Origin of the sequence: Streptomyces sp. NPDC091292 (assembly GCF_044757265.1) — a bacterium.
In the GTDB taxonomy this organism is placed as follows: domain Bacteria; phylum Actinomycetota; class Actinomycetes; order Streptomycetales; family Streptomycetaceae; genus Streptomyces.
The window spans coordinates 122433-136136 of sequence record NZ_JBIVUQ010000011.1 but is presented as its reverse complement, the minus strand read 5'-3'; the positions used below and the strand labels follow the sequence as shown (position 1 = coordinate 136136).

At 71.8% G+C, this 13704-nt stretch carries 10 protein-coding genes; 3 read left to right on the top strand and 7 right to left on the bottom strand.

Annotated elements, in window-relative coordinates:
- Positions 1–71: 71 nt before the first annotated feature.
- Genes ACIQNU_RS27110 through ACIQNU_RS27100 form a run of 3 tightly spaced genes read right to left on the bottom strand, consistent with a single transcriptional unit; the run spans position 72 to position 3195 of the window.
- Positions 72–1364: an ABC transporter substrate-binding protein gene (locus tag ACIQNU_RS27110; RefSeq protein WP_401371417.1), complete on the bottom strand. Its 1293-nt coding sequence runs from the start codon at positions 1362–1364 to the stop codon at positions 72–74.
- A complete protein-coding gene (locus tag ACIQNU_RS27105) occupies positions 1364–2218 on the bottom strand; it encodes a carbohydrate ABC transporter permease (RefSeq protein ID WP_401371414.1) in 855 nt (284 codons plus the stop codon). The genes ACIQNU_RS27110 and ACIQNU_RS27105 overlap by 1 nt, the downstream gene beginning before the upstream one ends.
- A complete protein-coding gene (locus ACIQNU_RS27100; RefSeq protein WP_401371411.1) occupies positions 2215–3195 on the bottom strand; it encodes a carbohydrate ABC transporter permease in 981 nt (326 codons plus the stop codon). The genes ACIQNU_RS27105 and ACIQNU_RS27100 overlap by 4 nt, the downstream gene beginning before the upstream one ends.
- Before the next feature lie 185 nt (positions 3196–3380).
- Between ACIQNU_RS27100 and ACIQNU_RS27095 the strand changes: the two genes are divergently transcribed.
- A complete protein-coding gene (locus ACIQNU_RS27095) occupies positions 3381–4250 on the top strand; it encodes a phosphotransferase (protein WP_401371408.1) in 870 nt (289 codons plus the stop codon).
- Positions 4251–4274: 24 nt separating this feature from the next.
- Here ACIQNU_RS27095 and ACIQNU_RS27090 read toward each other — a convergent pair whose 3' ends face one another.
- The 4 genes from ACIQNU_RS27090 to ACIQNU_RS27075 all read right to left on the bottom strand — a co-directional run bounded on the left by ACIQNU_RS27090 (position 4275) and on the right by ACIQNU_RS27075 (position 8637).
- Complete coding sequence (locus ACIQNU_RS27090; protein ID WP_401371405.1) at positions 4275–5021, bottom strand: 3'-5' exonuclease; 747 nt, start codon at positions 5019–5021, stop codon at positions 4275–4277.
- A gap of 132 nt (positions 5022–5153) precedes the next feature.
- Positions 5154–6395: an SAV2148 family HEPN domain-containing protein gene (locus tag ACIQNU_RS27085; protein ID WP_401371402.1), complete on the bottom strand. Its 1242-nt coding sequence runs from the start codon at positions 6393–6395 to the stop codon at positions 5154–5156.
- A gap of 103 nt (positions 6396–6498) precedes the next feature.
- Positions 6499–7803, bottom strand: a complete 1305-nt coding sequence (locus tag ACIQNU_RS27080; protein WP_401371399.1) for a copper amine oxidase — start codon at positions 7801–7803, stop codon at positions 6499–6501.
- Between the two features lie 72 nt (positions 7804–7875).
- Positions 7876–8637 (bottom strand): Tat pathway signal sequence domain protein, encoded by a 762-nt coding sequence (locus tag ACIQNU_RS27075; protein ID WP_401371396.1) that lies wholly within the window; start codon positions 8635–8637, stop codon positions 7876–7878.
- Positions 8638–8854: 217 nt separating this feature from the next.
- On the opposite strand from ACIQNU_RS27075, the gene glgX reads away from it, so the two are divergent.
- Both glgX and treY read left to right on the top strand, forming a co-directional pair.
- A complete protein-coding gene (gene glgX / locus ACIQNU_RS27070) occupies positions 8855–11065 on the top strand; it encodes a glycogen debranching protein GlgX (RefSeq protein WP_401371393.1) in 2211 nt (736 codons plus the stop codon).
- 184 nt (positions 11066–11249) lie between these two features.
- Entirely contained in the window at positions 11250–13667 is a 2418-nt protein-coding gene (gene treY, locus ACIQNU_RS27065) for a malto-oligosyltrehalose synthase (RefSeq protein ID WP_401371390.1), read from the top strand.
- The last annotated feature ends 37 nt before the right edge of the window (positions 13668–13704 follow it).

Here is a 13704-nt window from a genome sequence, read left to right as displayed (position 1 = left end):
GCCCGTGACCCTACGCGAGACGAAACGTCTCGTGCAACCGATTACCTGGACAGGCGCTCCGCCCGGCCACCTCACCGCTGATAGCGCGCCAGCACCAGATTCCCGTCGTCGACCAGCCGTTTCCGCAGCTCCTCCAGGCCGATGGCCCCGCTGTAGTACTCCTGGAACGCCGGGGTCGCCACCTTGTCCTTCCACTCGGGATAGCCCCGTACGGACTGCGCGGGCGCCGGGCGCAGCCCTTCGGCGAGCGCGGTCCCGGTCGCCCAGTCGTCGCGTTCCGTGCGCAGGGCCGGGTCCTTCAGCGCCTCGGTACCGGTCGGCAGCATCCAGTCGCCGAGCGCGAGCCGCACCATGTTCGCGGGCCGCAGCAGGAAGTCGACGAACGCGGCGGCCTCCTTCTTGTGCGGGCTGTCCTCGGCGATGGACAGCGTCTGCGGGCTGACGCCCTGGGCGAGCCCGTCCGCCCCGGCGGGCGCGGGCAGCACCTGCCAGTCGAAGCCCTTGGGCGCCTGCTGGACGATCTGCTGCCGGTAGGAGAAGCCGAGCGGGACCATCGCGTACTTGCCGCCGAAGAACCCGGGCAGCGTGTCCGAGCCGCCCATCCCGAGCGTCGCGCCGGACGCGCTCCCGTCCGCACCGACCTGGTCGTGGACGGTACGGGGCATGACGGCGTCGGCCGCCTCGAACCGGACCTTCACCTTGCCGTCCGGGCCCCGCACGAACATCCGGCCGCCCGTGGACAGCGACAGGTTCAGCGTCGCCGACACCGGTTCCTTCAGCGGCCACGCGATCCCGTACCGGTCCTTGCCGCTCAGCTCTTTCGTGATGGCCCGGAACTCGTCCCAGGACCAGGGGGCTTCCGGGGTCGGGATGCGTACACCGGACTCCTTCAGCCAGGTGGCGTTGGCGATCAGGACCCGCGGTTCCTGGAGGAACGGCACACCGTAGATCCCCTCGCCGAACGTCACCGTGTCCCAACTGCGCTGCGGGATGTCGTCCTTGAGCCGCCGGGGCAGCAGGTCGCGCAGATCGGCGAGGTAGCCGCCGTACGCGAAGTCCGCGAGGTCGTCCGACGCGTCATGGATGATGTCGGGCGCCTCGCCGCCCTCGAACGAGGTCAGCAACTGGTCGTGGACGCTGTCCCAGCTCCCCTGGACATAGCGGACCTGGACGTCCGGGTGGGTCGCGTTCCACTCCTCCACCAACTGCTTGTTGGCGTCCACGGACTCCTTCTGCCAGGCCAGCGACTGGAAGTCGAGCGTGATCCGGCCGCCGTCGTCGCCTCCGCCGTCGCCGCCGGAGCAGCCGGTGAGGGCGAGCGGGAGGAGGAGGGCGAGGACGGCGGCCAGCGCGTGGCGGCGCATCAGCCCTTCACCGCCCCGGTGACCATCCCGCCCGTGATCCGCCGCTGGATGATCGCGAAGATCACCAGGGACGGGATGGTGGCGAGGAACGCGGCGGCGGCGAGCGGCCCGAGGTCGGCGGCCCCCTCCGCGCCGATGAAGTGCGTGAGGACGACCGGCAAGGTCTGTTTCTCCGGGGTCTTGAGCAGGACGAGCGCGAAGAAGAACTCGTTCCACGCGGTGATGAACGCGAACAGCGCGGTGGCCACGATGCCCGGCGCGAGCAGCGGCGCGGTGATCGACAGCAGCGTCCGCAGCCGCCCGGCCCCGTCGACCGCCGCCGCCTCCTCCAACTCGACCGGCACCGCCCGTACGTACCCGACGAGCATCCACAGCGCGAACGGCAGCGCCCACACCACGTACACCATGATCAGCCCGGGTACGGAGTTGATCAGCCGGAGGTTCTTCAGGACGAGGAACAGCGGGATGATGACCAGGACGAACGGGAACGCCTGGCTGACCACGACCCAGCCGGTGGCCGCCCGCGCGAACAGGGTCCTGCGGCGGGCCATCACATACGCCATGGGTGTGGCGATCACGACCGCGATGACGGCCGCGCCGACCGCCGCGACCAGCGAGTTCAGCGCGGCCTGCAGCAGCGGCTGCTCGTCGAACGCCTGCCGGAAGTTGGCGAGCGTCGGATCCTCCGGAATCCACGTCGGATGCAGACTGCCCAGCTCACGCGGCGGTTTGAAGGCCGTCGAGATCAGCCACAGGAACGGGAAGGCGAGGAAGACGAGATACGCGAGCAGCGCGAGGTACTGCCCGGTGCGGGCCACGGTCCGGGGCGCGGTCACGCGTCGAGGTGTCGTCACGCGTCGCCTCCCCTGAGGCGGCCGGCCAGGAAGCAGGCCAGGAACACCGAGATCACGGCGACCATCACGCAGCCCATCGCCGCCGCGTAGCCGAACTGGCCGTAGCGGAAAGCCTCTTCGTACGCGAACAGCATCGGCAGCCGGGTCCGGCCGCCGGGTCCGCCGTTGGTGAGGACGTAGACCAGGGCGAAGGCGTTGAAGTTCCAGATCAGGTTGAGCGCCGAGATGGCCAGGGCCACGGGCCGGATCGCGGGCCAGGTGACCGTACGGAACCGGCGCCAGGCGCCCGCGCCGTCCATCGCCGCCGCCTCGTGCAGTTCGCGCGGAGTGTTCTGGAGTCCGGCGAGCAGCGCCACCGTGGTCTGCGGCATGCCCGCCCAGATCCCGACGACTATCACGGCGGGCAGTGCGGTGCCGAGGCCGGTCAGCCAGTCGCGGCCGTCGCCGAGGCCGAGATCGCGGAGGGTTTCGTTGAGGACGCCCGCGTCGGGGTGGTAGACGAGGCGCCACATGATGCCGACGACGACCTCGGGCATCGCCCACGGCACGATCGCGAGTGCCCGCGCCAGCCAGCGGAACCGGAGGTTCTGGTTGAGGAGCAGCGCCAGTCCGAGCGCCAGCAGGAACTGGGGCACCGTGACGCCGACGGCCCACAGCAGCCCGATCCGGAACGAGTCCCAGAACAGGGTGTCGTGCAGCAGGTCCCGGAAGTTCAGCAACCCGATCCACTGCGTGGGCTGGGTCCGGCCCGACTGCGCGTCGGTGAACGCCAGCGCGATGCCGTAGAGGAGGGGTCCGACGCTGAGGACGAGGATCGGGATCAGCGCCGGGAGCACCAGGAACCAGGCGCCGTGGTCGACGAACCTCCGGTCCTTGCCCGATCCGCCACCGGGTCCGCCACCGGGTCCGGGTCCGGGCGCGCCGCCCGGTAAGTCCGCTCGCTTCGCGGGCCGCGTCGTCGCGGTCGCCCAGGTCACTGCATCGGCTCCTTCTCGGGCGGCTGATCCAGATCCGGCCGCCCTGGCGGCCCCCGTCATCGTGCTGACGGACTTTCCCGCCGTCAAGGCACCGCGCACGCCCCAGGCCATGTCCCGACCAGTACGAATGCGACACTGACCGACGAACGGGTACGGCAGCGGGAGCGGGAAGCGGGTGGCACGGGATGGACGAGGTGCGGGCACGGGAGGTGCTGGCCGGTGTGGCGCGGGACGTCCTGCCCGCCGGGGTGTCCGGCGCGCGGTTGCTGTCCCTGGGCGAGAACGCCGTCTTCGCGGCCGGCGACCGGGTCGTCAAGGTCGGCCGGGGCACGGATCTCCTCGACCGGGCACGCCGCGAGGTGCGGGTCGCCCGGTGGCTGGCCGCGTCGGGCGTCCCCGCCGTCCGGGCGGCCGAGCCGGACGCGCTGCTGGTGGACGGTCACCCGGTGACGGTGTGGCACCGCATGCCGGACGCCGTCCGCCCCGCCGAACCCCGCGACCTGGCCCGCCTCCTGCGTCTGGTGCACGCCCTGCCGTCGCCCGATGTCGAACTGCCCCGCCGTGAACTCCTCGGCGGTGTCGAACGCTGGTTGCGGCTGGCGGGGGACGCCGTCGACCCGGCCGACGCGGCGTTCCTGCGGGAGCGCCGGGACGGATTCGCGGCAGCCGCCGCTGCCCTGACGCCGCATCTGCCGATGGGCCCGATCCACGGGGACGCGCTGCCCCGCAATGTGCACGTCGGCCCGGACGGTCCGGTCCTGGTCGACCTGGAGACCTTCTCCTGGGACTTCCGCGAGCACGACCTGGTGGTCATGGCCCTCTCCCACGACCGGTACGGACTCTCCGACGAGGCGTACGACGCGTTCACCGACGCCTATGGCTGGGATGTCCGGGCGTGGGAGGGGTGCGCGGTGCTGCGCGGCGCCCGGGAGACGGCGAGCTGTGCGTGGGTCGCCCAGCACGCCCCGAGCAACCCGAAGGCCCTGGAGGAGTTCCGGCGCCGCGTCACGTCCTTGCGGACGGCGGACGAGACCACTCGCTGGCACCCGTTCTGATACCCGGGGCCCCCGCTCACCGCGTCACCCGGTTGTCCGGTCGGCCCCCGGAACCGGGTCCGGCGCCGGATCCCGCAGGGGCCACGACGCGTCCACCACCGCCGTCTCGTCCCCCTTGCGGCGCAGGAAGCTCTGGAAGTCGGCGGCCCACTCCGCGTACCACTCGATCTGGCGGCGGTGCAGTTCGGCCGGGCCCGCCGAGGCGACCTTCGCGTGGCGGACGGCTATCGCGCAGGCGAGGCGGGCCGCGGCCAGGGCGTCGGCCGACGCGTCATGGGCGGCGGTGAGCACCACGCCGTACTCCGCGCAGACCGCCTCCAGATTCCGCTTGCCCCTGCGGTACCGCTCGACGGTCCGGTCGATGGTGTAGGGATCGATGACCGGCGCCGGGTCCCGGCCGCCCAACCGGTCGCGCAGGGACGGCAGTCCGTGCCGCAGCAGCTCTGCGGAGAGCAGCGTCAGATCGAAGGCGGCGTTGTACGCGACGACCGGCACGCCCGCGTTCCAGTAGGTCACGAGGGTGTTCGCAATGGCGTCGGCCACTTGGTCGGCCGGTCTGCCCTCGGCCGTCGCCCGCTCGTTCGAGATGCCGTGCACCGCGACCGCGTCCGCCGGGATCGGGACCCCCGGATCGGCCAGCCACTCACGCCGCCCCAGTTGCTGACCCGCCCTCACCTCGATCACGGCTCCCGTGACGATGCGCGCCTCGCGCGGATCCGTCCCGGTCGTCTCCAGGTCGAAGCCGATCAGCAGCTCCTGGTGCCACCCCATGCGGCGCCCTCCTTCGTGGTGCGTTCCCCCGGTGACCACCACCCTGTCACGGGCCACTGACAATCCGACGGCCGCATTCCGCTTAGCCCCCTGGGGCGCCCCTCGTCTGCCCGGAAGACCGGCCGGTGCGCCTCAGGACACCGGCCGTGAGTCGGCCCACGCCGACTCGAACTCCTCGCGGTAGGTCTCGAAGAGTCCGCCCTCGCCCAGCTCGCCGGCCTTCACGACCCGGCCGCCGCCCCGCAGCACGAGCACGGGCGCCTCCATCCCCCGGGTCCGCCGGAGATAGCTCTGGACGACGGCGATCCCGTCGGGCCCGTCCCCGTCGACCAGATAGGCCATGAAGCGGGGGGTCTCGTCGAAGACCTGGATCTCGAACGCCCCCGGATCGCGCAGCCGCGCCCGCACCCGCCGCATGTGCAGGATGTTCATCTCCACCGAACGGCTCAACTCCCCGCGCTTCAGCCCCAGTTCCCGCTCCCGCCGCTTGACGGCGCTGGACGCCGGGTTGAGGAACAGCAGCCGCACCCGGCACCCCGACTCGGCGAGGCGTATCAGCCGCCGCCCGGAGAAGTTCTGCACCAGCAGATTGAGGCCGATCCCGATGGCGTCGACCCGGCGGGCGCCGCCGAAGATGTCCTCTGCCGGGAACTGGCGCATCAGCCGCACCCGGTCCGGATGCACCCCCACCACGTCCGCGAACCGGTCGCCGACGAGATCCTCGACGGCGTCCACGGGCAGTCGGCGCGCGGACGGCACGTCCGAGCCCGTGGCGAGTATCTCCAGGAGCCGCGCCGATGCACGCTCGGCCTGGGCGAGGACGGCCTCGGACAGCGCGCGGTTGCGTGAGACGACGTTCCGGGTGACCTCCAGCTCGTCCAGGGCGAGTTCGACGTCGCGCCGGTCGTCGAAGTAGGGCTCGAAGCACGGCCAGTGCTGCACCATCAGCTCCCGTAGCTGCGGGAGCGTCAGGAAGCTCAGGACGTTGTCGTCGGCCGGGTCGAGGAGGTACCCCTTGCGGCGGCTGACCTCCCGTACGGCGACGGCGCGCTGGACCCACTCCTGTCCCGCGGGACCCGCGGCGGCGACCACCCAGTCGTCGCCGTGCACCGGCTCGTACACCGGACGCAGCACGGCGGCGACGACCGCGCGGAGCCGCTGCTCGACCAGGTTCAGCCAGATGTAGGCCCGCCCGGCGCGCCGCGCGCGGGTGCGCACCTCACGCCAGGCGTCGGCGCCCCAGTCCAGTTCGGGTCCGATCTGCGATCCCATCTCCATCGGCCTGGCGAGGGAGACCGTTCCGGGTGGGACGTCTGCGGAGCCCTCCTCGTGACCACCGTCACCAGGGGGCAGCTCCAGCCCTCCCGCGCTCACCCGCGCACCGCCTTCCGCACCCCTGCGCACTCCCCCAGTCAACGATCAAGGAAGGGTACTCCGGGAGCGGTCGGCGGTGCAGCCGGATGGCCAGGGTCGTTTCTCAACTCCCCGCGCGCGGCCTGCCGTTCTGGTCGGCGAGGTCGGCGGGAGTGAGCGGATTCATAGCGGTCACGTCCCGCGGGGCGAGCGAGAAGCCCTGCCAGTGCACCGGCATGGGCTGCTGGTCCTCGTCCCGGGCTATGTGGTGGAACCCGATGTTGACCCAGGTGATGGGGTGCTTGAGGGTCTCTCCGTTGACCCATTTGTCGACGCTGGTGGGGGCTCCGGTGGCGCAGCTCGGGTTGTTGCTCGCGTACTTCTCGCACTTGGCGTACTGGGTGAAGTACACATCGTGCTTGGTGTACGGGCGTCCGGAGAACTTGGCGGTGTGCCCGGGGACGATCTCGTACGAGCGCGGGTGGCCGTCCTTGTTCTTGCCCGCGGTGCTGACGACGCGCCACCAGCGCAGCGCCTTGGCGTCGCCGGCGAGTTCCTTGGTGACGGGGGTGCGGGTCGTCTTCGTGGTGGGGCTGCCGTTGCCGCGCGGCGGGGTCACCGCGGAGTCGTACTGCTCGACCTTGTTCTTGGTGGAGCCGTCGAGGCCGAAGTCGAGCCGCCAGAAGACGTTGTGGCTGTGGCTCTCGGCGTAGTCCCGGGCGCCCTTGCCGATGGGCCAGCCGCGGCTGTCGCCGCCGTCGTAGTCGTAGGGCGAGAGGCTGCCGGTGGCGCCGACGTTGGAGGTGATGGTGCCGTCGGACGAGAAGCGCCACTCGGTGATGTACTCGTACCAGGACGCCTTGTTGACGCTGTACACGAGCAGGTCCTTGCCCTGGGCCTGCCAGACCTTGGTGCCCTCGTCGTTGGCGAGGCGGTAGGCGTGGCCCCGCGCGCGCGTGGTGGTGCACAGGCCCTTGACGTCGCCCCGGTCGGGGACCTTGACGGTCTTGACGGTTCCGCCGGGGCACTCGGCGGGCTTCAGGTTCTGCAGGGCGTACCCGAAGTCGGTGCCGGTGATGTCGTCGTACTCGGCCTCGCCGTCGTCATAGGGCACGTGCACCTGGGCGAGGCGGGCGCTGTTGAGGACCGGGATGGGCTTCGGTTCGCCCTTGGGCTGGTAGCTGATCTTGTCGAGGACGAGCCCGGACAGGGTGTTGTAGTGCCAGCACATGCGCCAGGTGGTGCCGCCGTCGAGGGTCTGCTGGATGCGGTAGGCGGCGCTGCAGTCGGCCGCCGGGGCGGGGGCGGCGGGTGGGGCCGCGGGCGCGGCCTGGGCGGGTCCCGCGGCGGCGGCGGTGCCGAGGAGCGCGGCGGTGGCGAGGGCCGCGCCGGCCGTCTTGCGGGCGCGCGACAGTCTGCGGACGTGCATGCGGTGTGACTCCCTCTGGGAGAGAAGCTGATCGGGAGAAGAAGAGGGCGGGGCGGCTGCCCCGCGGAACGGCTAGCCCAGGCGGCCGACGGTGCGGGCGCTGAGGTCGACGACCATCGCGCGCGTGTCGATCCACGGGCCGTTCTTGACCTTGACGACGATCCGCAGGCACCGGTGGGTGCCGCAGTCGGCGAGCCCTGCCGGTACCCGCTGGGTGGTCTCCTTGCGGAACACCATGCCGCTGAGTTCCAGCTGGCCCGGGTCGGTGAGCTGCTTGCCGGTCGCGTGGCGGTAGTCGGCCTTGAGGTCCTTGCCGAGCCGGTCGTCGATGAGCAGGCGCGCGGCCTCGGTCAGCTCACCCTGGCCGGGCGGCGGCTGCACCCCGCGCGCGGTGGTCGATTCCGCGACCTTGCCGGTGGTCAGGTCGACGGTCCTGGTGATGACGGCGTCGCTCTTGTAGTCGTACAGGACGATCTCGGCGAACCGGTGTCCGTCCTTGCCCGGCGCGTCGGACGGGTCGGGTTCGCCGAGGTTCGTGGAGAGCCGCTCCGGTCCCCGGTCGCCCTCGACGTTCCGCGCGCTCGCGCGCAGGCCCCCTGCCATGGCGATCTGTTCGGCCCGCCGGAGTTCGTCGTCGGTGAGCGGGTCGCTGCCCGTCCCGCGCTCGCCCTCGTCGGGCGCGTCCTCGACGACGCCGTCCGGGGGCGCCTGCTCCCGCTGTCCGGATCCGGCGGCGGGCGTGCCGGACGCGGCGGTGCCGCCGGTGTCCTTGGCCTCCCCCGCCCCCGCCGTGCCCGGCAGGGTCACCGCGACCATCAGGGCGGTGCCGGCCACGGCGAGTGCTCCGCCGGCCACCACCTTCCCCAGATGGCGTCTGGCCCATTGGCGCACTTCTTCCCCCAAAGTCCCCTGTGCCCGGTGTGCGGGCATACCGAGTATGTGTGGTCACCCGGTAGGACGGACCGAAGTCCTAGGAGGTTCACTCACTTTCGGGGAGACTCTGCCCCCAGTGGCCCCCAGACCACGGGCCGGAAGTGGAAGAGTCGTATCCATGCAGGTCTGGCCTGGACAGGCGTATCCCCTAGGTGCCACGTACGACGGCGCCGGCACGAACTTCGCGGTCTTCTCGGAGGCCGCGCACCGCGTCGAGCTGTGTCTGTTGCACGACGACGGCTCCGAGACGGCCGTCGAGCTGCGCGAGAGCGACGCCTTTGTGCGGCACGCGTATCTGCCCGGCATCATGCCGGGGCAGCGGTACGGCTTCCGTGTGCACGGCCCGTACGCGCCCGAGCGGGGGCTGCGCTGCAACTCGGCGAAGCTGCTTCTCGACCCGTACGCGCGCGCGGTGAGCGGTCGGGTGGAGTGGGGCGAGGAGGTGTACGGCTACCACTTCGGCGCGCCCGACAGACGCAACGACCTCGACTCGGCGCCGCACACCATGACGTCGGTCGTGGTGAATCCCTACTTCGACTGGGGCGACGACCGGCCGCCCCGGACGGACTACCACCGCACGGTGATCTACGAGGCCCATGTGAAGGGCCTCACGATGCGGCACCCGGCGCTCCCGGACGAGCTGCGGGGCACCTACGCGGCGCTGGCGCACCCGGCGATCCTGGAGCACCTCACGGAGCTGGGGGTGACCGCGCTGGAGCTGATGCCGGTCCATCAGTTCGTCAACGACCACCGTCTGGTCGAGATGGGCCTCAACAACTACTGGGGCTACAACACCATCGGTTTCTTCGCCCCGCACAACGCGTACGCGTCCTGGGGCGACCGGGGACAGCAGGTCCTGGAGTTCAAGTCGGCGGTGCGGGCGCTGCACGAGGCCGGGATCGAGGTGATCCTTGACGTGGTCTACAACCACACGGCGGAGGGCAACCACCTGGGTCCGACGCTGTCCTTCCGGGGCCTGGACAATCCCTCGTACTACCGGCTGGCGGACAATCCGCGGTACTACATGGACACGACGGGCACCGGGAACTCACTGCTGATGCGGTCCCCGCACGTCCTGCAACTGATCATGGACTCACTGCGGTACTGGGTCACCGAGATGCATGTCGACGGGTTCCGGTTCGATCTGGCGGCGACGCTGGCCCGGCAGTTCCACGAGGTGGACCGGCTGTCGTCGTTCTTCGACCTGGTGCAGCAGGACCCTGTGGTGTCGCAGGTGAAGCTGATCGCGGAGCCGTGGGACGTCGGCGAGGGCGGCTACCAGGTGGGAAACTTCCCGCCGATGTGGACGGAGTGGAACGGTAAGTACCGGGACACCGTGCGCGATCTGTGGCGCGGTGAGCCGCGTACCCTCGCGGAGTTCGCGTCCCGGCTGACGGGCTCGTCGGACCTCTACCAGGACGACGGGCGGCGCCCGCTGGCGTCCATCAACTTCGTCACCTGTCACGACGGCTTCACGCTGCACGACCTGGTCTCGTACAACGACAAGCACAACGAGGCGAACGGCGAGGACAACCGGGACGGCGAGAGCCACAACCGGTCGTGGAACTGCGGCGCGGAGGGCGACACGGACGATCCGGACGTCCTCGATCTGCGGGAACGGCAGATGCGCAACTTCATCGCCACGCTGATGCTGTCGCAGGGTGTGCCGATGCTCAGCCACGGGGACGAGTTCGCGCGCACCCAGCGCGGCAACAACAACGCCTACTGCCAGGACAGCGTGCTGTCGTGGGTGAGCTGGCCGGACGAGGTCGGGGCGGGCGAAGGCGGGTCCGGCAAGGGGGTCTCCGAGGGGCGCGGGTCCGCCCGGTCCACCGGGTCGGCCCTGGAGGCGGAGGCCGGTGCGGGGGTTGCGGCGCGGCGGCTGGCGTTCACGCGCGCGATGGTGTGGCTGCGGCGGGACCATCCCGTGTTCCGCAGACGGCGGTTCTTCCACGGCCGGCCGGTGGAGGGCACCCACGACGAGCTGTCGGACATCGCCTGGTTCACGCCCGAGGGAGGCGAGATGGCGCAGCGTGACTGGAGCGCGGCACAGGCACGCGCGCTGACGGTGTTCCTCAACGGAAACGCGATCTCGGAGCCGGGTCCGCGCGGCGAGCGCATCGCGGACGATTCGTTCCTGCTGATGTTCAACGCGTCGCCGGAGCCGCTGGAGTTCGTCATCCCGGTCAACCACGGCCGGCAGTGGCAGGTGGTCGTCGACACGGCACGCGCCGAGGGGGTGCCGCCGGGCACGGGCCGGAAGGTGGCCGCCGGTGACCGGCTGACGCTGCTCGACCGGAGCATGACGGTGTTGCAGCGGCCGGCCTGACGCGGGGCCCGGCGAAGGGCGGGGGGCGCGTCCCGGCGAAGGATGGGGCGTCCCGGCGGAGGGTGGGGTGGCGTCCCGTGCGCCACCGCCCGACGGGCGAGGCACGCCGCCCGTCCCACCGATGGCCTACGCCGCCTGCCCACCCGATGAGACGAATCGCGCCCATGCGGGTACGTACGTTCGCATGACGTCTGCGCCCGCCGAGCCCGTGCTCCCCGTACCGCCCACCGCGACCTACCGGCTTCAGCTCCAGCCCGCGTTCCCGTTCGCCGCGGCCGAGGCGGCCGTGCCCTACCTGGCCGCGCTCGGCGTGTCGCATCTGCATCTGTCGCCGGTGCTCGAAGCGGTGCCGGGCTCCACGCACGGCTACGACGTCGTCGACCACGCGCGCGTACGCGGCGAGCTGGGCGGTGAGGAGGGGCTGCGGTCGCTGGCGCGCGCGGCGCGGGCGCACGGCCTCGGTCTGGTCGTGGACCTCGTGCCGAACCACATGGCGGCGGTGCCCCGGCTGAACCGGCCGCTGTGGGAGACCCTGCGCGAAGGACCCGGATCGCCCTGCGCGCGCTGGTTCGACATCGACTGGGAGGCGGGCGGTGGACAGGTGCTGCTGCCGGTGCTGGGGCAGCGCGTCGGGGAGGAGTTGTCTGAGCTGCGGGTCGACGGGGACGTCCTGCGGTACCACGAGCACACGTTTCCGCTGCGGAAGGGCACCCAGGACCTGCCGCTGCCGGCGCTCCTGGACGCCCAGTGGTACCGGCTCGGCTGGTGGCGGCTGGCCAGGACCGAGCTGAACTACCGGCGCTTCTTCACGATTTCGGAGCTGATCGCGGTCCGTGTCGAGGATCCGGAGGTGTTCGACGCGACGCACGCGAAGATCGTCGAGCTGGTGCGGGACGGTGTCGTGGACGGGCTGCGGATCGACCATCCGGACGGCCTCGCGGATCCGGGCGGGTATCTCCAGCGGCTGCACGAGGCGAGCGGCGGGTGCTGGACGGTGGTCGAGAAGATCCTCATGGACGGCGAGCGGCTGCCCGCGTCGTGGCCGGTCGCCGGGACGACGGGCTATGACGCGCTGCGGCAGATCGACGGGCTGTTCACGGATCCGGCGGGGGCGGGGGAACTCCTGGGCCAGTACCGGCGTTTCACCGGGGCGCCCGCCGACCGGGGCGGCCAGTGGGAGGCGACGGTACGCAGGGCGTCGTACAAGGTCGTCACGCATGAACTGGCCGCCGAGGTGGACCGCCTCACGCGCGCGTGCCACCGCCTGTGCGCGGCCGACCCGGCGCTGCGCGACCACGCGCCGTGGGCCCTGCGCACCGCGATCCGGGAGCTGATGGTGCGTCTACCGGTGTACCGGCCGTACAGCACCGGGGATGCCGCGCGACTGCTGAGCGAGGGGGCCGTGCGGGAGGCGAAGGGCGCGTTCACGGTGCCCGACGAGGCGGCGGCCGTCGACGTCGTCCGGTCCTTCCTGACCGGCGGGTACGGGCACGGCGCCGAACAGGACGCGTTCCGCGCGCGGTTCGCGCAGACCGCGTCGGCGCTGCACGCCAAGGCCGTCGAGGACACGGCGTTCTACCGCTACACGCCGCTCCTGTCGGCCACGGAGGTCGGCGGCGACCCGGGCAGCCCTGCGGTGACACCGGAGGACTTCCACGCCTTCTGCGCGCGCGTGCAGCGCGACTGGCCGCTCACCGGCACGGTCCTGTCGACGCACGACACGAAGCGGAGCGCGGATCTGCGGGCCGGGATCGCCGTGCTCACGCAGTGTCCCGGGCGCTGGGCGGCCCTCCTGGCGGACGTCACCGCGCGGACGGCAGGGCTCGCGGGGGTGCGGGCGCCGGATCCGCAGACGGTGTGGGCGGTGTGGCAGACCGCCGTCGCCTTCGGGTTCCCCTCCCGCGAACGGCTGGACGAGGCGCTGCTGAAGCAGGTGCGGGAGGCGGGGCTGCACACGTCGTGGACGGAGCAGGACCCGGCGTACGAGCGGCTCGTGGCGCAGTACGTGGAGGCCGGGCCGGCCGGGCCCCCGCTCTACACCGTCGCCGAGTTCGCGTCCGCCCTCGCGCCCCATGTGCGGGCGGCCGTGCTGGGGGCCGCGCTGCTGCATCTGACGATGCCGGGGGTGCCGGATCTGTACCAGGGCACGGAGCGTGAGTACCGCGCGCTGGTCGACCCCGACAACCGGCGGCCCGCGCGGTTCGTGCCGGAGCTTCTGACGGAGGCCCGTGAGGGCTCGGGGCGCCGTGATCTGTCGGCCGAGAAGGCGGCCCTGACGACGGCAGCGCTGGAGCTGCGCCGGGAGTGGCCCGAGGTGTTCGGTGACGCGGCGGCGTACGAGCCGCTGTACGCCTCCGGGACGGCCGCCGGGCACTGTGTGGCCCAGGTGCGCTCCGGGAGCGTCCTGGCGGCCGTCACGCGCCTCTCGCTGCGTCTGGAGGAGTCGGGCGGCTGGGGCGGGACCGTACTCGCGCTGCCGGAGGGGGTCTGGGGTGATGTGCTCACGCCGGGGCGGGAGTTCACGGGGAGCGTGCGGGTCGCGGACCTCTTCGCCGAGCAACCCGTCGCCCTGCTGCGGCGCGCCCCTCGTACGGGTGAATAAAGGGCCCGTGGGAACGGCCCGCGGACCGGGGACGCAC